Origin of the sequence: Pseudomonas sp. Seg1 (assembly GCF_018326005.1) — a bacterium.
Taxonomy (GTDB): Bacteria; Pseudomonadota; Gammaproteobacteria; order Pseudomonadales; family Pseudomonadaceae; genus Aquipseudomonas.
Genome location: NZ_AP021903.1, coordinates 3592581 through 3616461, shown reverse-complemented (window position 1 = coordinate 3616461; position 23881 = coordinate 3592581). Strand labels below are relative to the sequence as shown.

The following is a 23881-nucleotide window of genomic DNA, read 5'->3' as shown; positions in this document are numbered from 1 at the left end:
TGCGGCGTTTCAATGGAGTGTCGCTGCTCGGCGGCTTTCGCCAATTCTGATCCGGTCCAGCGCCCGGTTTAACGCATCAAGCGCGTCGAGCAGCGCTTTGGCTTCCGCTTCTCGACCATCGCCCCACAGGCGTTCGGCCATTTTGTTCAAGGCCTGGATAGAACGCTCGATGTCAGCGGCGCTTGCGGCCTCTCGGGTGGCTGGCTGTTTCTTGGGCATTCAGAGACTTTCCTGTACGACTGGAGGCTGGCGTTTTAGCACGATGGCGGATTGCGGTGCAGTTGAAAGCATAGTTGCACCATCCGCTATTTAACTTTTTCAACGCTATTTTTAACAAAGGTTTACTTCAGTCTTACAGGGCGCCGCATATAGTTTGTTGTAACGAATGTCCTGTAGAGAATCGCCAATGCCGTCGACTTGTAATCGGGTAGACCCTCAACTGATAAAGATTCGTCGACTGTTCACAACGCCGCTGGCAAGTATTCAGTATCCGGATGCAGAAAAGCTCAACGACGAGCTGAAAACCCTGATTACCCGGCGAATGGCCAAAGATCGCAACGGTGCACAGCGCAGCAATGACGGCGGCTGGCAATCCTCGAGTGATTTCCCGGCGTGGGGAGGGGATGCTTGCAATGCTCTGGTCAGATTTGCCACAGAGTTCGCCGTTCAACTGACAGCGGTGCACAGCGATCAATACGGACTGACCGAGCCCGCTTTCGAATGGAAGCTCAATGCCTGGGCCAACGTCAACGAAGCGGGTCACAGCAATGCACTCCACGGTCACCCCGGTGCGTTCTGGTCAGGGGTGTACTGGGTCGATGATGGCGGCCGCGAGGATGACCCGGACGTTGGCGGTGATCTTGAGTTTATAGATCCACGCGGCATGGTTGCATCGACCTACAATCCGGCTCTGCGCATGAGAGTTGAAGATTGCCTGACGGCCGGATTCAGCTGTACGTGCGCCGCCAGAAGTGGAACTTTTCTCATGTTTCCGTCGTGGCTGATGCATTCAGTAAAACGTTATGAGGGGACGAGGCCGCGAATTTCCATCGCCTTCAACTTTGGCGCTTGATGAAGGTCTTTGCGCTGGTTGCCCCGGCTCCGGCCCGCGCCTTTGAGCCCATGATTCCCTGTCATGTAATGGATTCGCCCGGAGGTCGTGTGCATTGACGATATCGCTATAATCGTGTTTTTTCCAAGGATCGGCAGATGAAAAGCCCGCAAGAGCTGATAGATCACTACAACCCCGCGTTGCCCTTCATAGAAAAAATGCTCGAAGACGCTGCTCTGGACTTCCTGCTGTTGCCGCCGTCCTCCAGAAACGTCGAGGTGCTGTACGGCCTTCAAGTATCGACCCGATCAACCTTGGGTTCGATTGCCTACGACACGGGCGGGCTTGTCATCGACCACGGCTGGCTGCGTGTACTCGGTTCAGGCGACCCACAGTTGTCGCGAAATCTGATCGACTGGAATGAGGGCCGTGGGGTGGGTTATCTGCTGGTCGCCGACGATGCTGTGGGCGGATTCTTTGCCATCAATAGCGGCGCCTTGGGTGATGACATGGGGGCGATGTATTACTGGGCTCCCGATACATTGCGTTGGGAACCGTTGGAAATTGGTTACACCGATTTTCTGGGTTGGGCAGTAAGCGAACGCCTGGCAATGTTTTACGACGGTCTGCGCTGGAACGGATGGCAGCACGATCTGGAGACACTGAAAACCGATCAGTGCTTTTCGTTCTTTCCGTTTCTGTGGACCCGTGAAGGGTCAGTTGAAGGCAGTAAGCGGACGATGATTGGGATTGGTGAGCAATTCGAGATGAATGTCGAGTTAGCCGCGACGCTCGACAATCGGGCGTAGCTGCCAAGGGTAATGGGCGTTCGAGCGTGCAGGTCGTTCGTCTGATGGTTTGAACCTGAATCCAGATCGCTCGCTCAACCGGGAAATATCAGGGGTGAGTGAAATGAATGCCTTCAAGAATCAACTGACGCTAGCGCAGGCGTCGCGATTGCTCGCCCTCGATGCCTGGCATCGTGCATTGGAGAATAGACAGCTGCGCATGGATTGCCCTGACGCCTATCACGACGAACTGTTGCGTCAGTCGGATGAGATGGATCGGCTGGGCATGGTGAGTTGGGCTGAATGGCGCGATCTGCGCAGGGAGGCCGATGATGCCTACCAGCGCGCAGTCGCCGGAGAGGATTACCACTGATGCATGTTCATCTGGCCACCTCGATCCCTTGGATTTTCAGTGGTTTCTACTGCGGCTGACCCGAAAAGTACCGACTCGGCACCTCGCCCAGCACCTGTTTGAAAACCGTCGCAAAAGCACTTGAGCTGCTGTAACCCAAGACCATGGCGACCTCTGTGATCGACTGACCTTGTCCCAACAAAATGATCGCCGCGAGCAGGCACGCCTGTTGGCGCCATTCGACGTAACTGATACCGGTGTGCAGCCGAAAATGGCGGGTGAAGCTGCGGCGGCTCATTCCCGTGCGTCGCGCCATATCATCGATCCCCACTTCCAGCGAAGGCCGGGCGAGGAACTCGCGGCAGACCAACGCCAGACGTGGCTCGGCCGGGAGCGGGGCATTGAGTGACAGGGCCGGCATGGCGGCAATTTCATGCAGCAACAATCCCATCAGAAAGCCATCGCGGCCCTCGGCGGAGTATCCCGCAGGCACTTCGATTGCCTTCCACAGCAACTGTCGCAGCAATGGCGACACCTCCACGACCTGACATTGCTCGGACAACCCGAGTCGCTGCGCGGCAGCGGGGTCGATATAGGTATTGTGCAGGGTCACCGGGCCACGCATTTGCATCGCATGTGACAGTTGCGCCGGAACCCACACGCCGCGCTGGGGCGGTACCACCCAGTTGCCCTGCTCGGTGAACACGGTGATGACACCCTTAGCTGCGTACGCGAACTGCCCACGCGGATGATCGTGGGTCGGGAACAGCGTTCCGTCGGCATAATCCCGCGCTGTCACGACAGCGTCGTGCGATGTGTTTTCGTAAGGAGGCAGGGTTATTTCGTGCATGGCCCGATTCTAATGAAGTCTGGCCTGCAGTTGAAAGCGGGCCAGACTGATTGTCGGCATATTTCTTCCGGCACGAGCACTGACGCTCGACTCTGGAAATGCCTGACCATGCAGAAGAAACATCTTTTACTCGCCGTGCTGGTGACGGCCGTTTGGGGAATTAACTTCCCCGTGACCCGCCTCGGTCTTGCCGACATCGACCCACTGTTGCTGACGGCATTGCGTTTCGCACTGGCTGCCTTGCCTTGGGTTTTTATCGTCGAGCGACCCCGTGTAGCCTTTCGTTGGGTGGCCGCTTACGGACTGATTTTTGGCGTCGCCATGTGGGCCATGATCAACCAGGGGATTGCATGGGGCGTGCCGCCCGGTACGGCATCGCTGCTGATCCAGCTCAGTGCATTTTTCACTCTGGGCTGGGGTGTGCTGTTGTTCGGCGAGCGCGTGGGACGACTGCAATGGCTGGCGAGTGGGCTGGCTGCCGCAGGGTTGATGGGGATTGTGCTGTGCAGGCCCGGTGACGCATCGACGGCAGGTTTTGCGCTGGTCATTGGCAGCGCCGTGGCATGGAGCATCGGCAACATCATTATCAAAGTGTCGAAGGTGCGTGAGATCTTCGCCTTCGTGGTCTGGGCGAGTCTGTTTCCACCCATTCCCCTGTTGCTGATGACATGGCTGTTACATGGCTCGGCGCCGTTTACCGCGTTACCCGCGCAGCTCAATGCGATGACGCTGTTTTCACTGGCGTTCCAGGTCTATGCCGCGACGCACTTCAGTTACTGGGGCTGGAATCTGTTGTTGCGGGAATATCCGGTGTCACGGGTGGCACCGCTGTCATTGTTGATTCCGGTATTTGGCATCGCCAGTTCAATGGTCATTCTTGGTCAAAAACCGAGTCCGTCCAATTGGGCCTTGATCTGGCTGGTTCTGCTGGCACTTGCCTTGGGTTCCGGCAGCGCTCAGGCAGTGTGGGGACGTCTTCGCACACACGGGCGCACGTTGAACGATCAGATCAGGGGCGTTCACGAATAGGCAAAATCACCCGGAAGATCGTGCCTTGCTCCAATCGTGTCCATAGTCGAAGCGAAACCCAATGACTAGAGTGTTTAGAACCCTTATTCAGGAGCCGGGCGAACTTTTTGGTTATCACTCGATTTCAGAATCATTGGTTCGTGTCGACCTTTGAAGGTTGGTCTTCGTGATTGGATATGTGCGGCGTGATGTCAAATTGGTTACACTTCGGTTACAACGGAAATGTTTTAATTTTTTCGGTTAAAACGGACTCAATCGGAGCTGACGCAGTGGAATTCATGCAGGACCCTAGTTACTTTCTTCGTAACATCTCAACCGTTAACAGGGATTGGACTCGTGCTTCCGCTCATATCCTTGATCAGGTTGGGCATTGGCAAGATTTGTCGACTCATCATTTTATGGGCATGACTTCTGTCATTGCGAAAGAACGCAGCATCGAGGGTGAGGTGCTGGGCAAACAGTTTTCGATTGAGCTCAATCCGATTTCTTCCGAGAAAGCCGGGCTGGCGGAAGCTGTTTTGTTTTTGTGTCAAGGAGGAGAAAGATCGCAGCTTGGAAGATTCAGCATTCGTCATGACGGGGCAGTATTGAACGCTGACGGGGCGGTTCTCGTCAGTCCGGAGGAAGATCGTTACAGCTATAAGATTTTCGCAACGATCTTGCAGTCCGTCATTGATGCGCCTACTCCGAAGCGCGCAGTTTAAGCATCAGTTGTCATCACTGCATCCTCTTCACTCTTCGTGCGCTAAATGAAACTTTTGCGGTATCCCGTAATTGTGGTGCGCTGGAGTGAATGAGGGCAGGGGCGGACAGGGCGAGGCTCATGTAGTTTCCTGAGTTATGAGCGTTGCCGCTCCGCCCTGATTCTCGATTCCACCGAAAAATCCATTCCCCCCTGTTATCTTCCGTCGACGGAGGATTACGCGACCAAGTCGCTGCTCGGTCGCGACACTATCAATCTCAGTCTGCGCTTGTCAGAAACCGTACCAGTTCAGTTGCTGGAACAAAACCGAATCCAACTGTCAGTTCCTGACCTTAGTGAAAGAAAGCCCTTTCCGAGAGCTGGCGCAATGTCGGATCGCTGCGTCGAAAAGATCGACCGCTCGTTCATCCAGGAAATTGCCACCGACTGTCACGATGCAGCGATCGACCAAGGCATTATTGCCATGGCCCATCACCTCAGTCTGACGGTGGTCGCCGAAGGTGCCGAAGCCACGTCTCAAGCGGATTTCCTCAACGGTTGCTACATACCATCAAGCGTGCAGGGGAGTGTGGGTAAACTCAGTCTTGAAGATGGATTTGATCCGGTGTCACTGTGCAGCCAGAAGTCGCCTTACAGTGGCAAGGATCGAATCGATGTTGAATGGCTTTTCCAGGACAGCATCGAACAGATCAGACCTCTCCATGCCCAGGTGCGCTTGCGCGCCGCTAATCAGAATGATCGGCAAGAGGTTGGCCGACGGCAAGGCGCGAACGGCCTTGGCAAATTCGAGTCCGTCCATGACAGGCATCATGAAGTCGGTAATGATCAGGTCAGGCCGCTCTCGCTCAAGCACCTCGAGCCCTTTTTTGCCATTGCTGGCTTTCACTACCATGAAGCCGTCATCCTCCAGCGCAAAGCCGAGAATATCAGCAATCAAATATTCGTCGTCGACGACCAAGATGGTGGTCATGGGAATTCAGCCTGAATCAAAAACCTAGGAAGATGAACCTGGCAGCGCTGTAGGAATAGAAACTGGCGGTTCATTTCTTGAAGCCTTTTTCAGATCAACGTCTTGGTCACGGATGACCACTTCAAATCGCGAAGGGTCATAAGAGCTATCTCTTACTTTCAGAATGGAAATAGTCCTGCTTAGTTCAGAATGATTCTCGTAGAAGCGCATCAGCATCAGATTATCGACGATGCTGGAAAGATCAGAGTTCGGCGCGCTGACCTCGGACCCGAACAGATCACGCATTTCCCAGGAAGCAAAAACTGTCACGCCCCTGGAGCGCAGTTCGTTCATGAGTGCACTGTAGAAGTCAGTAATTCGGGCCGGATTCGTCGAGACCCGTGTCATACCGCTCAGGCTGTCGATGAATAACCGCTTGATGCCCTTTTCTTCAACGAGGCTCAACAGTCTTGCGCCCAGGCCGTCCAGGAGACCTTCGGTGGTTGGTTGCCAGGCGATGCTCAACGCACCGCTTTCTTCCATGCTTTTGATGTCGATCCCGAGTGATTGACCCTTCAGGCGTAACCGCTCCGGGCTTTCATAAAAACCAAAATGCAGGCCCGGTGCCTCCACCGTCGACTCACTCAGGAACTTGAGACCCAGCGTCGTCTTGCCGATTCCTGACGGGCCTATGACCAAGGTCACACTGGAACTGTGCAACCCGCCACCCAATATGGCATCGAGTGAACGAATGCCACTGGGGATACGCGTCATGTTGGCGCTATCGGGCGAAGTAGGGTGGCTGTAGAGGCTTTCCAGGCGCGGATAAACCACCAGACCGTTCTCGGTGATCTCGCACTCGTGCAGTCCGGTCAGTGCTGGACTACCACGAGTTTTACGCAGTTGAATACGACGCACCGAGCGTGTGCCATAAAGCTCTTCTCCCATTTCGATCACACCATCAACCATGGTGTGTTCGGGGCTGCCGTCATCCAGTCGGGAACTGGTGAGAAACAATACGGTGCACCCGGCAAATGCGGCGTGGCCTTGCAGTTCAGAGATGAACTTCTTGGTGTCGATTGGCGAGTCGGCTTTGGAACGCGCGTTGAGCAAGCCGTCCACGACCATGACCGTGGCCTTCTGTCGGCTGATCTCACGCCTCAGCAGTTTAACCACTTCATCCAGGCCTTCGTTTTCCAGGGTATCGAATGCGCTGACGAACTGGATTTCAGCGCCAACTTTAGACGAGTCGAAAAAACTCAAGGTGGACAGAAATTGAAAAAGTCGGTCATGGGATTCGGCAAGGAGTGTCGCTACCAGAACACGGCCGCCGTTGCGCGCATGATGGAATCCAAGTTGGTTGGCGAGGATGGTTTTGCCAGACCCTGGGCGCCCCTGAATAATGTAGGAAGCACCTGAGACCAGCCCCCCCTTGAGCAGAGCATCCAGGCCTTCGATTCCACTCTGAAGGCGATTCAACTTTTCCACAATGCGACCCTGATCTGAAAAACATGCTGTTAAACCGAATGCGTAGGATGCTAACGCCATTTCTGCGCTGGGGCTATCGACACTTCACTGACGTTTCACGCAGCAGTGCCGGTAAAGCTATTCATTCTCTTAAATCTGCAGCCCAAAAACCTCAATATGGTCGATAAATTACAGGAATTGAAAGTAAAGAAGGCTCTCTGGCCAATTGAGTCTCTGCGATGCGATATAGGGTGTACTATCGAGACCTGCCCATCAGAAATCAGCTAGCCATGTCCGCGCTAAACGAAGAGAGCCGCCAGATCGTAGCTGCTCTGGCGCACCGGGTTGGCCCCAATGCTGATACTGCGTGCATCGCGCTAGCGACTGTCTCGATTTTGGAGGCTATCCACACAGCACTTACCCCCATCATTGGTCAGCAGGGGGTTGCAGCTCTGTATCGACGCAGCCTTCATCTCTGCGCCTCACGTCAGCCGCGCTTGGCCAACATATCTGAACGTGTGCAAACAGCGTTGGATCTGAGCGCTCTTAATTCTGAACTCGTTACAGAAAGCGAAGCAGATGCCTTGTTGTTTGGTGAAGTGATTCTGACCACCTTCTACGAACTGCTCACTACCCTGATCGGGCCCTCGCTCACCGCACGCTTGCTTCGTGACGTGTGGAAACCTTCTTTGAGCGACACATCTGCGCAGGAAAACTCGCCATGAACACCAAAGTGACTATCAAGCGCTTGGCCACCGGAGTGCCAGGACTGGACGAGGTGCTGGGCGGGGGGTTGCCGGAGTTCTCGTTCAACCTGATCGCCGGCCCGCCTGGCTGTGGCAAAACAACCCTGGCGCATCAAATGATGTTCGCCCTGGCGACTCCCGAGCGCCCGGCATTGTTCTTCACCGTGCTTGGCGAACCGCCGTTGAAAATGCTGCGGTATCAACAGCAATTCGACTTTTTCGACGACGAAGCCATCAATCAGTCGATCCGTTACATCAACCTGGCCAGTGACACCCTGGCAGGGGATTTGGATGAGGTGTTACGCCGAATCGTCGCTGAGGTCGAGGCACACTCTCCGGCGCTGGTGTTCGTCGACTCGTTTCGTTCAGTTGTGCTTGCGAGCCAGACACAGGACAACCCGAACAACAATCTGCCGCAGTTCGTTCAGCAACTGGGCATGCTGATGACCACTTGGCAGGCAACAACCTTCCTGATTGGCGAGTACTTCAGCGAAACCGACACCAATCCGATTTTCACTGTCGCCGATGGCCTTATCTGGTTGCGTCAGAGCGTTCAGCGCAATTCCATGGTGCGCAAGATGGAAATCATGAAGATGCGCGGCCAGCCGACGCTGCCGGGGCTGCACACCTTCCGCATCGCAACGTCGGGCATCAAGGTTTTTGCGCCTGCCCAACTCAACCCGATCGAAGCCCCTCTGACCTTTCCGGTCCAGCGCCTGAAAATGGGTGTGCCCAAACTCGATGAGATGCTCGGCGGCGGCTTGCCCCGTGGTTATTCCTTACTGGTGGCCGGGCCATCGGGCTCGGGCAAAAGCATTCTTGCTGCGACCTTTCTCGCAGAGGGTGCGCGCAATGGCGAGACTGGCGTGATCGCGGTATTTGAGCAGCGCCCCAATCACTCTCAGAACGCCACCCTCGCCGGGTTGATTGAGAGCGGGAAGGTCGGTTTGGTCGATAGCCGCGCGCCGGACTTATCCATCGACGAAATCGTCCATTTGCTATTGAGTGAGATCAATCGGCTGAAGGCTACACGGGTAGTGATTGACTCCCTGTCAGGCTTCGAACTGGCGTTGGCCCCGACATTTCGAGAAGACTTTCGTGAGTCGCTGTCTCGCATGGTGACCGCTCTTACTAGTGCAGGTGTCAGTGTATTGATGACCTCCGAGTTGGAGGATCGCTACACCGATCTGCGTTTCAGTCCTTACGGCACGGCGTTTCTCACCGACGCCATCATCGTCCAGCGCTACATAGAAGTGCAGAGCCGCTTGTTGCGCATCATGGCCGTGGTCAAGGTTCGGGCCAGCGCTCATTCTGATGAGCTGAGGTTGTACCAGATAGATGATGATGGCTTGCAGATCGGCGAAATGTTGCCGGACAGGGAAGGCTTGTTAGGGGGGCGACCTACCCAGCAGCGTACGGTCACATTCGAAGGATGAGCGAAATATCATGAGCGAGGGTCACGGCAAGAATGAGCAAGCCATAGCGACTGCAGCACGCGAACTGTTCCTTCTCGGCCAGAAAACGGTCGCGGCGCGTGCGGTGCTGGCAGCGGTTCATAAGGAACTCAACCAGGCCAATGCCCAACTCGTCGATAGTCACCATGTTGAGCAATTGATTGAAGCCAATCAGCAGTTGGTGCTGTCAATTCTGTCGGCGCAGTCGGATGCGGAAAATCCGACAATGGCCCAGGCAGAGCAGCAAATGTACCTCGAGATGCGCGAGGCAAACGAGCAGTTGGTGATAGCCGCACTGAGTGCCCAGGAACTGCAGGCGGCCGCTGAACATGCGCTGGAACAGCAACGCAACTTCCTCAACCTGGTTGCACACGAACTTCGCAACCCTCTGACCCCCATCAGCATGATTGCTGGCCGGCTGGTACGTGTACCTAGTGAAGAATTGCCGCGCATGCAGTTGTTGATAGAGGGGCAGGTGAAGCAGATGTCCCGGTTGGTCGAAGACTTGCTCGACATCGCCCGCGCCAGCACCGGCAAGTTTCGCCTTGATTGCCAACGTGTCGATATGGCTCAAATCATTCATGAGGCGATAGATGCCTGTGCCCCGGTCATGGTTGCTCACGGTTTGACTTTCAGCTCGGAACTGCCGGAACGCGCATTGATGGTTAATGGCGATCCAGCGCGCCTCGCTCAAATTCTTGGCAATCTACTGGGTAACGCCGCCAAATATACGCCTGCTGATGGCACGGTCTCCCTTACTGCGACGATTGAAGTCGAACATCTGGAGATACGCATTCGTGATACCGGGATAGGTATAACTCCGAAAGCACTGCCGTTCATTTTCGAGCCATTTGTACAGGATGTTCACGCGGTTGGTTTCAATGGGGCAGGGCTGGGTATTGGTTTGACCGTAGTGCGTGAGTTGATCGAAGCCCACGGCGGAACGGTGATTGGTACTAGTGCGGGAGAGGGGCAGGGAAGTGAGTTCGTAATGAGACTCCCCCGAGTGAACCACTGACGGCGTCTAGGAGAAAGAGGGTTTCCAGAGGTCTTACACGGCTGGATGCATCTGCACCAACAGCTATCCGTCTGGCTGACTTCGCTTTCTCGACTTGTGGCAATTTCACCCCCCTTTTACGGCCCTTCACGGCACCGCAGGTGGCCAGATTGAACGCTGCGATTTTCAAGCCCGATTGTTTACCCATAGCTACGACGCGGGTGATGCCAAGCCGATCCTGTCTTTTTTGTTGGATCTGAGTCTGTTTTTAACGGGTCTGAAGAGCGGACGAATCGAGAGTCTTCAGGAATCACCATGAATACTCGTCCAGGCTTTCAAAGCAAGACCTTCCCCCAATCGCAACGAGCGTTCTTGGTGGGCGCTTCGGATCTTTTGCTGGGTCCAGAAGCGTTTGGGGAACTGAGCGCTTTAGACCCAAGCTCCGCTCAACACGCCTGGCCGTGGCCGCATTACCGATCCTGATGTGGGATGAGGGTCATTGCCATGGCCGCTGAAGGCAATGCAGGACAAGTGTTGAGTGTCGTCACTTCGCTTGCCGCCGCCGTGGTGGCAGTGCCTTTGCTCAAACGCATGGGTCTCGGCTCAGTGGTCGGCTACCTGGCGGCGGAGGGGGGACGCAGCGGTGGCAGAAGAGCAGGGTTGCGGAAATGACCGAAAAGATGCGGAAACGATCCATAAAGAGAGGAGCAAAATTCCTGAACGCCAGAAACGACAAAGCCCTGAAAAATCAGGGCTTTGTCGTACATAAGATGGCGGAGGCGATGGGATTCGAACTCATGGACCTGTTACAGTCGACGGTTTTCAAGACCGATATGCAAAGCCAATGAAACCGGGGCCTGTAGCCGCTTTTCGTTACGATACGTTTATTTTTTGACACCTCTACAGCCCGCATTCTACAAGGGGCGGATTTTGAGTTTTGTAACGGTTTTTGGGGCTATTTCGATGGCTTGGCAATGGCGCCAATTCGTCGATAGACGCGCTCGGTAATGTCTCCTTTGGTGTGCCCCAAGAGTAGGCTCGCATCGCCGACGTCGAGGATTTCCGACGCCGCTTTCGGCCTGATGTCTCTGAACTGGAAGCCTCCGATTTTCTCAGCCAGCTGAACATTGCCTTTTTCTTCAGCTTCTTTCTTGGCCCTTTCTCTGGCGTCGTCCCATCGATCGCGAAGCATCTTCGCTGTCATCCGCTTGCCGCGTGCGCTCACGATCAAATAGCTGCAAATGTGCTGAGCATTGCGCTCGGCCATTTTCCCGATCAACAGGCCCAGACTGTTTGGCTCATCACCGTCAGTCATCTGGATACGCAGCTTTTTATGTGTCTTGTTCTGCTGCACACCCAAGTAATTTCCATCGACATCGTCCTTCCGCATGACCAGGACATCTGCTGGTCTTTGCCCGGTCAGATATGCCAAGTCCATCGCGTCTTTCAGCTCTTGAGCTGCCTTTACGTAAACAGCATCCCAAACAACATCATTCGCGTAATAGTCCCTCGGTGTTTCCTTGTTTTTTCGCACGCCCTGGCAGGGATTTTCTTTGGTCGTAAGTCCCCATTCTCGAGCAATGTTGAAAACGTGGGAGAGGGTGGCAATCTCGCGATTCGCCCGAACCTTGGCGGTTCGAGCGTCGCGGTACCCCGCGATAGTTGCAGGGGTTATAGAGTCGATGGGAGCGCTATCGAACATTGGACGGAGCTGCTTGATTTCCGAAAGGTTGTCTTTCTGCGTACGCGGTGCTTTCTTCGATACTATGTCGCGTATATATCGGTCAAAGATGCCCTTCATGGTACGCAAATCGAGCGGCTTTTCCTTCGCCTCCAGGTCCGCCCATTTGATCCTGGCCAAATCCAGATCCTTGCCCAGCGGGATCGCCTTGCCTGTCATGTCCAGGTAGTAATAGGCGACCCACACCTTTCCGCTCTTTCTTATTCTTGTCCACTGATACATCCGGGGAGGCAAATTGCGGGTTTCGGTCTTGCGGGGGCGCATATTAATTCACCTGCGAGAAGTCGGGTGTCCATACCGGTGCAGCCGGCGGCGGGCTCGGATCGGCAATCGTAGGGCTGATCATGCCCAGCTTCATGCGAGCATACATGCGGCCCACCAGCGGGCGCTTGCCGCGGCTTTCGACGAACACCCACTGGCGATCAATCAGCCAGCGGCGCTGGTAGGCACGGGCCTTGTAGCCGGTGAGTTCGGCCAGTTCCTCGTCGGAGAGGATTTCGGTTTCCATGAGGTATTGCTCCATGCCGCGCGTGGCGGCAGAAGGTGGTGATGGGTTAGCTGGTCGGAGTTGCCGTGAAGTCCTGGCCAAGTTTCCAAGCGATATAGCAGCGGGTCAGCGCAGCAGAAGGCGTTCCCGTAAATCCGACGTGTCCGAATCCTTGACCCTCGAACTGCGCGCCATGCCCGAACAGGGTCAAGATTCCTGCCTGCGTCATCTCTTGAATCAAAATCGCTGAGTCCCCGAGGTTCGAGTCGGGTCGGAAAGGGAAGGGTTCACCGCCGGGGCCTGTATCGCGGTAAAGGCAAGGGCCGGAGGCGTACAGCTTGATTCCCTTCCTTTCTTCGACGCCCTGGGCTCGGGCAGCCCAAAGAGCCAGATCTGCGCCTTCCAGGTCTTGGATGGATACTTTTTCGCGCATACGAATTCCTCGCCCGCCGTACACCGGCAGGCTGTTGAGTAGGGGGGACGGGTTATGCGGTGCCGAATAGATCGAGCTGATCAGATTCGGCTTGCAGTTCTTGCTGTCGGGTTATTTCGTGATCGATACGCGCCCGGGCGATCGCCGCGTATTGCTCGTCGATCTCGCACCCGATGAACTGGAAACCTTCGCGCATAGCGGCCTTGCCGGTGCTTCCGCTGCCCATGAATGGATCGAGAGCAACGCCTCCGGACGGTGTCACCAGGCGCAGCAGGTAGGCCATCAGGTCAGTCGGCTTCACCGTGGGATGGCTGTTGCCGTTGCGAGTACTCCACTCGGCGGTTTCGCAGTCGCGCATGGTTGCTTCCTTGGCGACAGCTGGAGCGTCCGAGCTGAGCAGGCCTTCGTTTCGATCTTTTCGGCTGGTCTTGGCGCAGTAGAAGAACCGGGCAGCACTCCCACTGTCAGAGTGGAAAGCGCCGGGCACCCGCTCGCGCATCCCGCTGTACTTGACCGGGCCGCTGAAGCCGTTGGCCGTCGGTTCGTTGCCTGTCACCGGTGCCGCTGCGCCCGCCTGAGCGGGGAACAGCGCGACTACCTCGGCGCTGCCGTCGTGGATTAGATTGGCGGGCCAGCGTCCATCTGAATGTCCGCCGGCGATCGGGCCGGGCGCAGATCCACCCGCGGCGAAGTTTCCGCCCTTGATTGCTCCGTTACTGATCCGAGCCGTGTCGTCTCCGGTTGTTACCCGGCATCGATCAATATTCAGGGCGCCGGTTCCATGCGCTATGACGTTGGCAGCGACCGTGCTGGAAAATGGTTTCCGAGCGACAGTGATTGGCTCGAGTGCTGGTTTGAGAGCGGTGCCCCAGCCTTCCCATTTTCTGGCAGCCTGCGTAGCAGGGGTAGTGATATCGTATTCGTTGCATTCTGCTTCGCCGCCAATATCAGCAGTGTGGTATGTCGGGCGCGGTTTGAACCCCTTGCCCACTACGATTCTCTCAATGGCTTGGCGCTGCTCTTTAGAGAGACCGGGTAGCCAATTCTCGAACTCAGCCCACCATTGTTCGCCTGGGGCATGCTCACCAACAGTCCAGTCGTGTCGGGAGTTGCCCGGCAGCTTCAGACCAGCTTCTTGAACCGCTGCCACCCACGCGCGTCGATGAGAGGCTTGCAGCTTGTAGTCTTCGGCTTTATCGATCGCCTTGCTCACGTCCATCGATTTCGGAAAACCCGACCCATATACCCAAGCGATCATGTCGCGGATCTCGAAGCCGGCATCCTCGATGCGCACAGCCATACGGTGCTGCGTGCGAGTGCCGGCGAAAGCCAACAGGTGGCCGCCCGGCTTGAGTACTCGCAAGCATTCGATCCACACCTCCGTCGCCGGCACGTCGTAGTCCCATTTTTTGCCCATGAAGGACAGTCCGTACGGCGGGTCGGTGACGACGCTGTCGACGCTGCAATCGGGCATCCGCCGCAGCAGCTCCAAACAGTCGCCAATCAGGATCTGGTAACTATTCATCGCCACGGCCCCTTGTAGATGAGGTAGGCCATGTAGAGCGGGGCGAAGATCATAGTAGGTGCGCTCCTGCTTCAAGTAGGCCGTCACGGTCTGCGCGCAGGTTGTCTCGCTCATCCCTGAGCTCGTCGCGCTCCCTGACCAAAGCCTTGATGGCTGTTGAGATATTCCGGTGACCGAGCGTGATGGTGACGGCTTGAGCTTCATCGAAAAGCTTGACCTTCTGGTCTCGATCGTCCGCCGCCAACGCTGCCAGCTCTTTTTCGTGGATCTTGAGGCAACGCTTGCAGGTGACGCGCCGCCAGTCATTGGTGAGCTGTTCGTCGGTCATTACGCCATCGGTGCCGCAGTAAACGTGTTCTGGCGGATCTTGGTCGGCCTCGGTGCCTCCGTCCCACGGGTAAAGGTGAATCGCTCGTTTGCTCATCCGATCACCGCCTTTATGGTCAGTACCAATGGAAGCCAGAAGAAGAGGGTGCAGCCGAGTACGCACTTGGTGATCATGGCGTCACTCCCACGCGAATGAGTTTTGGATGTAATCGCTCGGGATAACGGCCTCGCTAGGCGGATCCGTCACTCTGACAGTCGAGTCGCCGAAGTACCCGATGGCGGACTTGGCGCGCTCCAGCGAGAGCGTGGCGTGCCGGATTTGCCATTCCTTTCGGCACTTGTACGAGTTAAGGGCCCGCTCCTTTTCCTGGTAGGCGAAGCACCGTGAGCTGAAGTACTGGTGCTTGAGCACGCGCTTTCGTGCTTTTTTCGCACCTGCTTCGCTCAGCCAGCCGCGCATTAAGCGGTCGTGGTCGTGCTCGCTCAGCAGATACCAGCACATTGGGGTTTCGGCGTATGCCACCCAGGTCTGCATCGTTACGGTAAGGCCATCCGGCCCAATCGAATCGACGTAGCGGTAGTGGTCAGGGCCAGCCTTTTTGATTTCCATGGGCGAGCTCGTCCTTGCCGCTATAGCGGCTATCAAATTCATAGAGGGGAGAGGTATCTTTCCCACCTCAGATAGGGAGGTGCGATGTGGTCGTACACGGAGTCGAATATCGGTTTTGCTGCGCTTCAAGCGTTGTTGAAGGACACGATGGCCTTGCGCTTGAGTGTTGGAGAGGTAACAACGGACTGTTATTTGAGATCTTTCGAAATGACGAGACACTCCGCTTTGAAGTGACCCTGTTCGTAGAGAATGTACCGCTGGAGCTGCTTGAATACGCCGTACCAATCGCCAGAGAACGCTTAGGGGATTTTGTTTCTTACCTCTGACACTCGTCCTTGCCGCTATAGCGGCTGACTTTGAAGGGGCGAGGTAGGGTTGTTCGTAGCGGTCGAAGCAGGTTACTGCAAAGTTCTTGATTTACGACTCACAGGTCAGTGGTGATAGTATTTATAAGGAAATTTTGGACTTATGATTGCCTATTGAAATTGATGGCTGATGAATTTTTAGGGGAAGTGTTTTGGGCGAAGAATGGAGTCATAAATTTTCTGTTGATAGCAAAAGCGGAAAAAAGTACAGGATTTACAAGTATAAGGGCCGTCCCTGTAAGAGAGTTATATTGGATTCAAAAATCTGCGATCAAATGGCAGGTTATGCACTTATTCAAAAGGATTTGAAGAGTGCGATTGTATGGATGAAAGAGATTGATAGGATTCGGTCTTCATTGCCAAAGGTTGATGGCGAATTCCACTTCGGGCAGGAAAGAGAATCCTACGATATTGTGAAAGGATTGTTTGTTGCCTCGCTCACTTTTTATGGGAAGTGTTTTTCTAAATGTGATGGCAGACCCGTTAAACTAGAAAGAAGGCAGCTCGATGAAAGGTATCATGAACTTCATGATATCGGCATTTCATATAGACACAATTTCGCGGCACATAGCGGGGCTGAAAAGCTCGAAACAGCTCGAGTGGTTTTGATCGCGCCAGAAGAAATAAGGGAAGGAGCTCGCACACCATACATGATGCTTTCAGAAATAGAACAGCCTGATTTGGTTTGGAATAACGGTGATGAAGGAGTTTCGTGGATTGAGTTGTTTGACTACGTACGAAATATTGTATTGAAAAAAGGTCAGTTGTTGAACGATAAAGTGGTTAAAGATGTGGTCGAAGCGAACGGAGTGGAGACCATGTTCAAGTAGTAATTCCTATGCCGGGCACACCCGGTCGGTGGAGGGTGGTGAGGAAGAGCGAAAATTTGCGCTGGCTTTCGATGCCCAGGCCTACCTTGTTAAGGCTCGTTTTCGTTCGAGCAAAATGCTTCGGGCTGCTGCCCGCCAGCTTCGTACTAAACCTACCGCTAAGGGCAAGTGCTTTTTAAGAATCGCCTGATGCCCAAGACCATTCAGCATGGCTAACGTACGCCACTCATTGACCGATACGTAGTGCCCTCTCCATGAAGCGTTTCAAATTCCATCGCCCTGTCCCGCTAACGAAAGCGATTCATACGCTATGTCTGACGCTGCTCTTCGCTTCAAACTACGCGGTCGCGGCAACTTGCTCCTTCTACCCCAATCATCATCAAACAACTATCACTATGCAAGTACCCGCTACACTTTCGATTCCTCGTGATACACCCAACGGCACCGTAGTATATGAAAGCCCTCCACTCACAATGGGACCAACGCCCAGCTCGTATAAATGTACTAACGAGTTTTCATATGGTGTTCAGAACAATGTCGGTGTGTCTAAATCGGGTGACCTTGTTTACGCAATCGGAAATACCGGGCTCGCATGGCAGTGGTCCTACAAAGACAATGTAACCATACCCATTTATCCGGGTATTCGTCGAGAGGCGGGCGGATACGGATGGGACACCACAAGACACGTGCTACGACTAATCAAAATAGCGGATGTATTCGATGCACAGAAAATCCCGGCAGGAACACTCGGGGTTTTCCATGCAGACGGTGTATCACCACTAGCAATGGCGACCAATGGCACAACGATTGTGCCTCAATCCTGTGAAACGCCTGACATCAGAGTCGACATGGGTTCGCATGACATAAGTATCTTTGCCAATAACGGATCGTATTCCGAGCCCGTCAAATTTGACATCAGTCTCAACAATTGCCCGGCAGGCATAAAAAAAGTGACTTACACCCTCAAGCCCACATCAGATTCCCCCTCTCAAAACTCCACGCGGGGTATCGTGAAGCTGAGTGCCGATTCGACTGCTCAGGGTGTGGCCTTGCAAATACTCAACAGTGACGGAAACCCGATCGTTTTACATCAAAGCTATGTATTCACGGACTATTCTTCGGCTGGAGGCAACTTAAAAATCCCTCTGAGCGCTCGGTACTTTCGCACTGCTACAACAGGTGGAAATGGTGGGTTTGACAAGGGAATGCGCGCCGGATCAGCTAACGCAAATATCGCGTTTGTCATGAGTTACCTTTGAATCCATTGATGCGCTGGCATAGCCAGCTGCCTGCGCACACTCTTTAATAGTTGTCTGATTTTCGCCACCCCCGGCCGCCTCTACCGTGCGGGCATTCGATTGAAGAATTACCTGCGTCAGATCGGCCCTTTCCTGTCCACACCCCATGCGGCGCGACACCTGTTGCGCATTTTTGCGTGGGTGCTGCTGGTGGGCATCCTCGGCGCTGTGTACAGCTTTCTGCTGTTCACCTTCAAGAATGAAATTTCTCAACGGCGCCAAGGGCGGCGCAACACACGACCTGTGCGATATCGCGCAGCGAGCGTGGCGTTATTGGATTGATTACCGCCATGAAAGGTAAAGCAAACTAAGGTGCCTCCCTCCGTGACCGGTGGTGGCATAATTTGATAACGATGGTGTCTGCGGTGTAAGATCGCGACCACTACAGTGATCGCTTAGCGGCGATTTCTCATGAGCACGGGCTAACAGCTCGCGTGAAAGAAAAACTCTTAAGCTATTTTTTTATTGCATCGAGCCTAGTGACGTTGTGCGGTTTTCCATTACCTGATGGAATTCCACTCATTTACCATATCGATCTAGGAGTAATTTTGATGGCTATAACAGCAGCATTTGGATGGGGCGGGGCGGCGCTGGGAGCGATCGATATTCAATTGTTAAGAGTCGGACGAGTAATGCAGCTGCCGGACAGTTCCGCAGAGGGTTAAAATCCTTCCGCTCCCTCCAAATTTAAATCCGGCGTGATGACTTCGTCGCCCGGATCAGGCTTCAGTCCCACCAAGCTTTGATTGCGAAAGTCACGCGCCACGTTTTCGCTAATTACGATTTCGTGGCGCGCTTTCAAAGCATCCCGCGCACCATCTGGCCCAAGCGAATGTACATAGCGTAGACAGCCTTCAATCACCGAAGCTTGTTCGGTATCCTCGTTCCAGGCCATGAGCTCTTCCAGCTTCTGCCGCGTGCCGAGCCTGCAACGGTGCCGCAAGTCCTTCTCGTCGAACTCGATCCGCTTCAGCACGGCCTTCGCCGATCGCTCTTGCCCAGTCTTGGCCATGGCCTACCTCTTCAATTTCGCTGGCCGGCAAGTCACCAGATGTTGTATCTATTCTCCCAGCTCACACTGGCAGGAGGCCGACATGAGGTTGAAGAGCGATGTAGATGCGCTGGCGGCGATTGAAGAGGACGCCAAGGCTATGCTGAAACGGATAGGGCTGCCGGACGACGCGGTGAAGCTGGAGGTGGTCGTGTTCCTTCGGGAGGTGATCGACCTGGCCAGCTACATGGATTCGGCGCATCGAGTCGTTGAGCCGCCGAATTTCGTCTGAACTGGCGCATTGCCCGCCGTTGCGGTATTTGTGTTTGGCCCGGCATGGAGCCGGATCAAGGAGCGCTGGATGAGCACAGAAGAAGTTTTTTCTTTCGCTAAGCAGATGACTGATTCGATAACCTGCTTGCGCGATGGGGGGCATCACCTGCAGGCGGTGATGCTGACCTATGTTGCGATTGAGCAAATGGCCTGGCTGTCCGTGGAGCCTTTGAGGTCTGGACCTGCTGACTTTCAGAAGTGGGTGGACTCGTACATGCAACCTTATGATCCATTGCCGTGCACTGCTCGCGAAATCTGGGAGGCAAGAAACGGCCTGCTTCACATGGGTACCGCAGAGTCTTCTGCGAACCGTGATAGCGATGAGATCAGGCTCGTCTGTTATGTCTACGGGTCCACGCCAAAGCTGTCTAACAAGTCAGAAGGGGTCGTCTTCGTAAGAGTTGAAGATCTTGTGACGAGCTACCTCACCGGAGTGCTGTGGTTCCTAACATATCTGCACGAAAACCCGAATGCACTGCGCGTTGCTCAGGGAAAAATTGCTCGGATGCTTACTCAGCGCCCGCTGCAGCTTTAGCCTTCGCGGCCGATTCGCATCGCTTCCCGCTGATAGGCAAGTTTCAATTTCCGCGACACGTTTTCGGGAATCACGTATTCGTGTCGCGGCGGGGTGAGCATGGGAAGTGCACCGCCGGGGCCAAGTCCATGCAGGTGGTGAATCATCAGCGTGATCGCCTCGCCCTGTTCCTCGATGCCGCTCCAGGCCATCAGCTCAGCAAGTGCTTGGCGCGTGCCGGGCAGGCAGTGCAGCCTGATTTCCTCTTCGCCGCGCTCCTTCCTCTTTGCCGCGGCTTTCGCTGAGCGATCTGCATTGCTCTTGGCCATGGCCTAACCTCTTCAATTCCGCTGGCCGGCAAGTGCAGCCAGGTCTGTCGGCGGCGCGTGGCCGCCCGGTTGGTGGTTCGTCTCACGCTGCGACCTTCACCTGATGCCAGGCGCCGACCGACGCCAGCAGCGCCGATAACCGTGCTTCGGGCACCGGCGTGTCACCGGGCACGGCCAGCCAGCCCATGCCGACGCGGTGATTTGAGTTGCAGTCGGCCTTCACCTCTTCGTAGAAATGCTCAAGGACATCCGAGAGCCTTTCCACCAGGTGTACGCCGTAGGGCTTGATGTCGATCGACTTGATGTATTGGGCGCCGTCCTGACGGACGCAGATGCCCGCGATGTAGATCGTCCAGCGGTGCGCGACATCGCAGAGCGCGTCGGAAACCGCTCTCGACAGGATCTGCTTGCCGTTCTTCCAGTTGATCATGACCTGAAGGCCGCTTGGATCGATGTTGATCACAGCTGCGTGGTGGGTGTTGACTAGGGCGCGCATGCTGCGCTCGATCTGCACCCGACGATTGCATGGTTTGCGCTTGCTCATATCGAGTCCGCCATTTTTCGCAGGGCCTTGCGGTCAGAGGCCGATATCGGCTTCGGGCGACGTTTGAGGACCGTTTCAGGGTCTACCCAGTCCCGCCGCGCAGGTCTGGGCTTTATCCGGGGCGCCGGCAACTCTTTGAAGCTGGCGCCGGGCCGTGTCCAGAAGTCTGCCATCGCAGCGGCAATTTCATCCGACTCAGTTTGCTTTGCTCGAACTGCGTTGAGGTTGAGGCTGATCATGATTCACCATCAGCGCGAAAGCGCTTTTCGAACAAATGGGTCGAGGTCCGGCTGATTCAACAGCCAGCGCCGATAGTCGCTCGGCAAGTCAGCAAAGGCGGTGCCTTTGTGTTTGCCGAAGCCGATGATCGTAGGGATGCGGGCGTCTTCGGAAATCTGCCACAGCTCTTCCCAGTCATTGACCGGCCGGCCGAGCTCAGCCGCAAGCTGATCGAGAATCTTCACCAGCAGCAGGCGGCAGTTCTTCACGTCGTCGAGCGCTGCGTGGGCGTTGCGGAGTAGGCCGGTCGCTTCGGCGCGGTAGTGCAGGTAGATCATTGCCGACTGTGTGTGACTGCCTGCGCTTGGCCACAGCTTTGAGCTCAGGGCCTGGGTGCAGATGCGTTTCACATCTGGCTCCCCTATCACGCGCCAGTCGTAGTCGACGTTATGTCCGATCAGATAAACGACGTCTCCCGGCAAAGCAAAATCGGTGTGTGGTGGGCAATCAGCCAATTCCTCGTCGAGGATGTGGCTGGTGGCGAGCGCGCTCAACTCAATCGGCTTGCCCGGCTTGTAGCGGTGCAGGAACGAGTCGGTTACAGCGAGACTGCTCAAGTTGTTGAGTTTCAGCCACGCAGCCTCTACCAGGTGCGGTTCGTTCAAGCCGGTTGTTTCGCTGTCGAAGATGTATGCGGTCATGCTGATTGCCTTTGTGGGGAGAGTTCGTTTTTGCGCTTGTCTTTGGCGGCCACGACCTGCTGAACGAGATCATCGAAGCCGACGGCAATCGCCTTGGCCGCGTTGAATGCCGATTGCAAAGAGGCCATGTCCTTGGCTGAGGCGATATCAGCCAGGGCATCCACCAACAGCTCCTTGGCGCGCTCTTCAGGGCTCACACCAGAGTTCAGCCAGGCCAGCAACCGCCGGCCGGTCTCAGCAGTGATCAGCTCAGGTTCTTCGAAAAGCTTCGTCCGATCCTTGCTTGCCATGGCGGTATGACCGTCGTGGGTCAGGTCCAGAACCACCGTGAACTCGTAATCGGTGCCGTCGCGCTGCTCGGACTTCATGCCCAGCTGAGGATCTTTTTCCCTTCACCCTGGACCGTTTCCGTCTTGCTCCGCATGGTGCAGATGATGTGCAGCGAACTGGTCAGGATCTTGTCGGTCAGCCGCCGGTGGCGCGGCGTCGTCTCGTTCCACGCCGCCCAGGTGTTGCCTTTGAATTTCTGGTGGGCAAGCTTCTCGTTCGCCTCGAGGCATCCGCCGGAGCCGGTCCACTCATGGGAGTAGCTGTCGATGATCAGGACGTTGTAACCGGCTTGCTCGGCGGCGATGATGGCTTCGACGTAGCGCTCGGGCGAGTAGGGCGCATGCAGTTCAACCGTGTCGAAGTCTGCGATGTCCGCGTACAGCGATGCGCTGCCATGTTCGGTGTCGATCACCGCGATTCGCCCGCCAATCCCCTGTGCGAGCAGAAGGGCGGAGTAGGTTTTGCCTGATCCAGATGGCCCGGCAAGTGCCAGCCGTAGCTTGGCCTGCTTGCGTTCGGCTTTCTTGAACATCGCGAGTTTCCTCAGTTCGGTTGGTTGTCCCACTGCTGTTCGATGCGGCGGGCTTCGTCTTCGTATTCTTTGCGCTGCTCGCCGTTGAACTGCTCGGGCGAGAAGGCGCCGACCGTCCTCCAGTCGAACTGGGCGGCCAAGCGAGGAGAGTTGTTCATGGTGACCTACTGTGTGATGCGGTCGGCCAGGGCGCTGAGCAGCATCAGGAAGGTAAAAACGCCGATGGCCGAGAACGAACCGCGCCGGATCAGAACGCGGCGTGCCCGCTGAAGGCTGGTCATCGAAACACCCGGTAGGTGGTCGAGTGCGGCACCTGGCACACGCCCGACGAATCTCGCGAAACGGTGTACGCAGCTAATGCGGCGAGAAGGACGGTGGTCAGAGCCCAGTAGGCAAGCTTCATGACTTGGACCTCACGGCGATTCGGCCCGACTTGATCGCCGCCACCAGCTTCGGTGGAAGCGCTGCAACAGGCAGGTCCCGTGGGATGCCCGCACCGATAACAGCTAGGCTGCGTTCGATGTCGGCCAACTGGTCATCAATCAACGATTTAACCGGTGCGGTAGTCATGCTGCAGCTCCTTGCGTGATCGAATCGTTATAGGAGGCGTAGATCTGGTCGATGCGCGCGCGATAGTGGCGATGCTCATTGGTATCGATGGCACGGAGCAGATAAGCGAGGGTGATTGCCGAAGTAGCTGCCGCGCTGGCGTTGGGCTTGCCGAGGTCGCGAATCATGTTTTCGATCTCGCCTTCGATCCAGGTACAAGCTGTTTGGTGGTCACGCTGTTGGACGTTCATTTCAACCCCCAAAACTCACCGTAAGCGACCACTGCTGCCGCGACTCGCTTGGCCCGCGCCTTACGGTCTACGAGTTCCTGAGCGGCCATCAGCGCTTGACGCTGTGTGCGTTGCTGCTCAGCGGCTTCGTAGTCGTGGAAGTCTTCAACCTTCGGCGCTTTCGGGCGCCCCCAGTCGTCGTAGCGCCTGTCCCACTCTCGGGCCTGCGCACTGTCTGCATAGCTGGTTGCCATGGTCGCCTCCGTGGTGGCGGGTGTTGATCCAACAAAACTCGGATGCACTCATCCGCTCCGCTGGTTGCCGTTGGGCGCGGAGGGGAGTGCATTCGGGTGGTGTCGGGTGAAAGTGGAAGCCGCTTACGGCGGCAAGTCGGCTTGCTTTGGCTCACTGCAAGCGGGTGATTGAGAGCCCTGTTACAGCAGGGATGCCTTTCCTTGCTGCCGATACCCGGCAAGGCAGGTGTGGAGATACCGGCCAGCGCTACCAAACTGGCTTCGCAGATCGGCTCTGCGCGTTGATGCAGGTGGGCGGTTATAGGCCGCAGTTTCGTCCGCATCGGGGTGTGATCTGGCCGGGGCTCAACCGG

37 protein-coding genes and 1 pseudogene are annotated in these 23881 nt (G+C 55.7%); 17 read left to right on the top strand and 21 right to left on the bottom strand.

All coding sequences use genetic code 11. The features are described from left to right. Nucleotides 1-9: 9 nt before the first annotated feature. Nucleotides 10-219 (bottom strand): hypothetical protein, encoded by a 210-nt coding sequence (locus KI231_RS16135; protein WP_103302260.1) that lies wholly within the window; start codon nucleotides 217-219, stop codon nucleotides 10-12. 187 nt (nucleotides 220-406) lie between these two features. Here KI231_RS16135 and KI231_RS16130 point away from each other — a divergent pair, with 187 nt between their 5' ends. The 3 genes from KI231_RS16130 (at nucleotide 407) to KI231_RS16120 (ending at nucleotide 2212) form a co-directional block, all read left to right on the top strand. Next, nucleotides 407-1072, top strand: coding sequence for a TIGR02466 family protein (locus KI231_RS16130; RefSeq protein WP_212809067.1), 666 nt, complete (start codon nucleotides 407-409; stop codon nucleotides 1070-1072). A gap of 137 nt (nucleotides 1073-1209) precedes the next feature. After that, entirely contained in the window at nucleotides 1210-1860 is a 651-nt protein-coding gene (locus KI231_RS16125) for a DUF2625 domain-containing protein (protein ID WP_212809066.1), read from the top strand. 103 nt (nucleotides 1861-1963) lie between these two features. Further along, entirely contained in the window at nucleotides 1964-2212 is a 249-nt protein-coding gene (locus KI231_RS16120) for a hypothetical protein (RefSeq protein ID WP_212809065.1), read from the top strand. 46 nt (nucleotides 2213-2258) lie between these two features. On the opposite strand, the gene KI231_RS16115 is transcribed toward KI231_RS16120, so the two are convergent. After that, on the bottom strand, nucleotides 2259-3041 hold the full coding sequence (locus KI231_RS16115) for an AraC family transcriptional regulator (RefSeq protein WP_212809064.1): 783 nt from the start codon (nucleotides 3039-3041) through the stop codon (nucleotides 2259-2261). A 108-nt stretch (nucleotides 3042-3149) separates the two neighbouring features. Here KI231_RS16115 and KI231_RS16110 point away from each other — a divergent pair, with 108 nt between their 5' ends. From KI231_RS16110 to KI231_RS30345, 3 genes and pseudogenes are all read left to right on the top strand, one after another. Next, nucleotides 3150-4070: an EamA family transporter gene (locus tag KI231_RS16110; RefSeq protein WP_212809063.1), complete on the top strand. Its 921-nt coding sequence runs from the start codon at nucleotides 3150-3152 to the stop codon at nucleotides 4068-4070. 269 nt (nucleotides 4071-4339) lie between these two features. After that, the gene (locus KI231_RS16105) at nucleotides 4340-4774 is read left to right on the top strand and encodes a hypothetical protein (protein ID WP_212809062.1); all 435 of its coding nucleotides are present in this window, start codon (nucleotides 4340-4342) and stop codon (nucleotides 4772-4774) included. Between the two features lie 387 nt (nucleotides 4775-5161). Next, a pseudogene (locus tag KI231_RS30345) lies at nucleotides 5162-5311 on the top strand (EAL domain-containing protein); the annotation flags it as partial. A 69-nt stretch (nucleotides 5312-5380) separates the two neighbouring features. Here KI231_RS30345 and KI231_RS16100 read toward each other — a convergent pair. Both KI231_RS16100 and KI231_RS16095 read right to left on the bottom strand, forming a co-directional pair. Then, nucleotides 5381-5743 carry a response regulator gene (locus tag KI231_RS16100; RefSeq protein ID WP_103302255.1) on the bottom strand — a complete coding sequence of 121 codons (363 nt, stop codon included), beginning with the start codon at nucleotides 5741-5743 and terminating at the stop codon, nucleotides 5381-5383. Between the two features lie 24 nt (nucleotides 5744-5767). Beyond that, the gene (locus KI231_RS16095) at nucleotides 5768-7213 is read right to left on the bottom strand and encodes an ATPase domain-containing protein (protein WP_177431356.1); all 1446 of its coding nucleotides are present in this window, start codon (nucleotides 7211-7213) and stop codon (nucleotides 5768-5770) included. A gap of 266 nt (nucleotides 7214-7479) precedes the next feature. On the opposite strand from KI231_RS16095, the gene KI231_RS16090 reads away from it, so the two are divergent. From KI231_RS16090 to KI231_RS16070, 5 genes are all read left to right on the top strand, one after another. Continuing rightward, complete coding sequence (locus KI231_RS16090; RefSeq protein WP_212809061.1) at nucleotides 7480-7914, top strand: hypothetical protein; 435 nt, start codon at nucleotides 7480-7482, stop codon at nucleotides 7912-7914. Further along, the gene (locus KI231_RS16085; protein WP_103302253.1) at nucleotides 7911-9371 is read left to right on the top strand and encodes an ATPase domain-containing protein; all 1461 of its coding nucleotides are present in this window, start codon (nucleotides 7911-7913) and stop codon (nucleotides 9369-9371) included. The genes KI231_RS16090 and KI231_RS16085 overlap by 4 nt, the downstream gene beginning before the upstream one ends. Before the next feature lie 10 nt (nucleotides 9372-9381). Beyond that, nucleotides 9382-10407, top strand: coding sequence for a sensor histidine kinase (locus KI231_RS16080; RefSeq protein ID WP_212809060.1), 1026 nt, complete (start codon nucleotides 9382-9384; stop codon nucleotides 10405-10407). Nucleotides 10408-10875: 468 nt separating this feature from the next. Beyond that, nucleotides 10876-11058, top strand: a complete 183-nt coding sequence (locus KI231_RS16075; RefSeq protein ID WP_213028859.1) for a hypothetical protein — start codon at nucleotides 10876-10878, stop codon at nucleotides 11056-11058. After that, nucleotides 11055-11234 (top strand): hypothetical protein, encoded by a 180-nt coding sequence (locus KI231_RS16070; RefSeq protein WP_212809059.1) that lies wholly within the window; start codon nucleotides 11055-11057, stop codon nucleotides 11232-11234. The genes KI231_RS16075 and KI231_RS16070 overlap by 4 nt, the downstream gene beginning before the upstream one ends. 107 nt (nucleotides 11235-11341) lie before the next feature. Here the strand turns inward: KI231_RS16070 and KI231_RS16065 are convergent, their stop codons facing one another. The 6 genes from KI231_RS16065 to KI231_RS16040 all read right to left on the bottom strand — a co-directional run bounded on the left by KI231_RS16065 (nucleotide 11342) and on the right by KI231_RS16040 (nucleotide 15509). Then, nucleotides 11342-12391 carry a tyrosine-type recombinase/integrase gene (locus KI231_RS16065; RefSeq protein WP_212809058.1) on the bottom strand — a complete coding sequence of 350 codons (1050 nt, stop codon included), beginning with the start codon at nucleotides 12389-12391 and terminating at the stop codon, nucleotides 11342-11344. A gap of 1 nt (nucleotide 12392) precedes the next feature. Then, nucleotides 12393-12635 (bottom strand): DUF4224 domain-containing protein, encoded by a 243-nt coding sequence (locus KI231_RS16060; RefSeq protein ID WP_212809057.1) that lies wholly within the window; start codon nucleotides 12633-12635, stop codon nucleotides 12393-12395. Nucleotides 12636-12681: 46 nt separating this feature from the next. Further along, nucleotides 12682-13047 carry a hypothetical protein gene (locus tag KI231_RS16055; protein ID WP_212809056.1) on the bottom strand — a complete coding sequence of 122 codons (366 nt, stop codon included), beginning with the start codon at nucleotides 13045-13047 and terminating at the stop codon, nucleotides 12682-12684. Nucleotides 13048-13099: 52 nt separating this feature from the next. Next, nucleotides 13100-14686 (bottom strand): DNA methyltransferase, encoded by a 1587-nt coding sequence (locus tag KI231_RS16050; protein WP_502937180.1) that lies wholly within the window; start codon nucleotides 14684-14686, stop codon nucleotides 13100-13102. Further along, a complete protein-coding gene (locus KI231_RS16045) occupies nucleotides 14622-14996 on the bottom strand; it encodes a hypothetical protein (RefSeq protein WP_212809055.1) in 375 nt (124 codons plus the stop codon). The genes KI231_RS16050 and KI231_RS16045 overlap by 65 nt, the downstream gene beginning before the upstream one ends. A gap of 81 nt (nucleotides 14997-15077) precedes the next feature. Beyond that, complete coding sequence (locus tag KI231_RS16040; protein ID WP_212809054.1) at nucleotides 15078-15509, bottom strand: hypothetical protein; 432 nt, start codon at nucleotides 15507-15509, stop codon at nucleotides 15078-15080. 517 nt (nucleotides 15510-16026) lie between these two features. On the opposite strand from KI231_RS16040, the gene KI231_RS16035 reads away from it, so the two are divergent. The 4 genes from KI231_RS16035 to KI231_RS16020 all read left to right on the top strand — a co-directional run bounded on the left by KI231_RS16035 (nucleotide 16027) and on the right by KI231_RS16020 (nucleotide 18667). After that, nucleotides 16027-16704 (top strand): hypothetical protein, encoded by a 678-nt coding sequence (locus KI231_RS16035; protein ID WP_212809053.1) that lies wholly within the window; start codon nucleotides 16027-16029, stop codon nucleotides 16702-16704. A gap of 254 nt (nucleotides 16705-16958) precedes the next feature. Then, a complete protein-coding gene (locus KI231_RS30060; RefSeq protein WP_249412043.1) occupies nucleotides 16959-17963 on the top strand; it encodes a fimbrial protein in 1005 nt (334 codons plus the stop codon). A 99-nt stretch (nucleotides 17964-18062) separates the two neighbouring features. Beyond that, nucleotides 18063-18284, top strand: coding sequence for a hypothetical protein (locus KI231_RS16025; RefSeq protein WP_177431343.1), 222 nt, complete (start codon nucleotides 18063-18065; stop codon nucleotides 18282-18284). A gap of 152 nt (nucleotides 18285-18436) precedes the next feature. Further along, nucleotides 18437-18667 carry a hypothetical protein gene (locus KI231_RS16020; protein WP_146041210.1) on the top strand — a complete coding sequence of 77 codons (231 nt, stop codon included), beginning with the start codon at nucleotides 18437-18439 and terminating at the stop codon, nucleotides 18665-18667. Here the strand turns inward: KI231_RS16020 and KI231_RS16015 are convergent. Further along, a complete protein-coding gene (locus tag KI231_RS16015; protein WP_212809052.1) occupies nucleotides 18664-19014 on the bottom strand; it encodes a hypothetical protein in 351 nt (116 codons plus the stop codon). The genes KI231_RS16020 and KI231_RS16015 overlap by 4 nt on opposite strands. Nucleotides 19015-19096: 82 nt before the next feature. Between KI231_RS16015 and KI231_RS16010 the strand changes: the two genes are divergently transcribed. Together KI231_RS16010 and KI231_RS16005 are read left to right on the top strand one after the other, a co-directional pair. Next, entirely contained in the window at nucleotides 19097-19285 is a 189-nt protein-coding gene (locus KI231_RS16010; protein WP_212809051.1) for a hypothetical protein, read from the top strand. 69 nt (nucleotides 19286-19354) lie between these two features. Further along, the gene (locus KI231_RS16005; protein WP_212809050.1) at nucleotides 19355-19861 is read left to right on the top strand and encodes a hypothetical protein; all 507 of its coding nucleotides are present in this window, start codon (nucleotides 19355-19357) and stop codon (nucleotides 19859-19861) included. Here the strand turns inward: KI231_RS16005 and KI231_RS16000 are convergent. The 10 genes from KI231_RS16000 to KI231_RS15960 all read right to left on the bottom strand — a co-directional run bounded on the left by KI231_RS16000 (nucleotide 19858) and on the right by KI231_RS15960 (nucleotide 23528). Continuing rightward, nucleotides 19858-20169 carry a hypothetical protein gene (locus KI231_RS16000; RefSeq protein WP_212809049.1) on the bottom strand — a complete coding sequence of 104 codons (312 nt, stop codon included), beginning with the start codon at nucleotides 20167-20169 and terminating at the stop codon, nucleotides 19858-19860. The genes KI231_RS16005 and KI231_RS16000 overlap by 4 nt on opposite strands. A gap of 82 nt (nucleotides 20170-20251) precedes the next feature. Further along, nucleotides 20252-20713, bottom strand: coding sequence for a hypothetical protein (locus KI231_RS15995; RefSeq protein ID WP_212809048.1), 462 nt, complete (start codon nucleotides 20711-20713; stop codon nucleotides 20252-20254). Further along, a complete protein-coding gene (locus KI231_RS15990) occupies nucleotides 20710-20952 on the bottom strand; it encodes a hypothetical protein (RefSeq protein ID WP_212809047.1) in 243 nt (80 codons plus the stop codon). Before KI231_RS15990 ends, KI231_RS15995 begins: the two co-directional genes overlap by 4 nt. Before the next feature lie 9 nt (nucleotides 20953-20961). After that, nucleotides 20962-21597, bottom strand: coding sequence for a 3'-5' exonuclease (locus KI231_RS15985; RefSeq protein ID WP_249412042.1), 636 nt, complete (start codon nucleotides 21595-21597; stop codon nucleotides 20962-20964). Between the two features lie 32 nt (nucleotides 21598-21629). Beyond that, nucleotides 21630-22001 (bottom strand): hypothetical protein, encoded by a 372-nt coding sequence (locus KI231_RS30055; RefSeq protein WP_249412041.1) that lies wholly within the window; start codon nucleotides 21999-22001, stop codon nucleotides 21630-21632. Then, a complete protein-coding gene (locus KI231_RS30050) occupies nucleotides 21998-22495 on the bottom strand; it encodes an ATP-binding protein (protein WP_249412040.1) in 498 nt (165 codons plus the stop codon). The genes KI231_RS30055 and KI231_RS30050 overlap by 4 nt, the downstream gene beginning before the upstream one ends. 11 nt (nucleotides 22496-22506) lie before the next feature. Further along, nucleotides 22507-22653 (bottom strand): hypothetical protein, encoded by a 147-nt coding sequence (locus KI231_RS15975; RefSeq protein WP_213028858.1) that lies wholly within the window; start codon nucleotides 22651-22653, stop codon nucleotides 22507-22509. A 241-nt stretch (nucleotides 22654-22894) separates the two neighbouring features. Next, the gene (locus KI231_RS15970; protein WP_212809045.1) at nucleotides 22895-23065 is read right to left on the bottom strand and encodes a hypothetical protein; all 171 of its coding nucleotides are present in this window, start codon (nucleotides 23063-23065) and stop codon (nucleotides 22895-22897) included. Beyond that, on the bottom strand, nucleotides 23062-23295 hold the full coding sequence (locus KI231_RS15965) for a hypothetical protein (protein WP_212809044.1): 234 nt from the start codon (nucleotides 23293-23295) through the stop codon (nucleotides 23062-23064). The genes KI231_RS15970 and KI231_RS15965 overlap by 4 nt, the downstream gene beginning before the upstream one ends. Continuing rightward, complete coding sequence (locus tag KI231_RS15960) at nucleotides 23292-23528, bottom strand: hypothetical protein (RefSeq protein ID WP_212809043.1); 237 nt, start codon at nucleotides 23526-23528, stop codon at nucleotides 23292-23294. Before KI231_RS15960 ends, KI231_RS15965 begins: the two co-directional genes overlap by 4 nt. Nucleotides 23529-23881 lie beyond the last annotated feature (353 nt).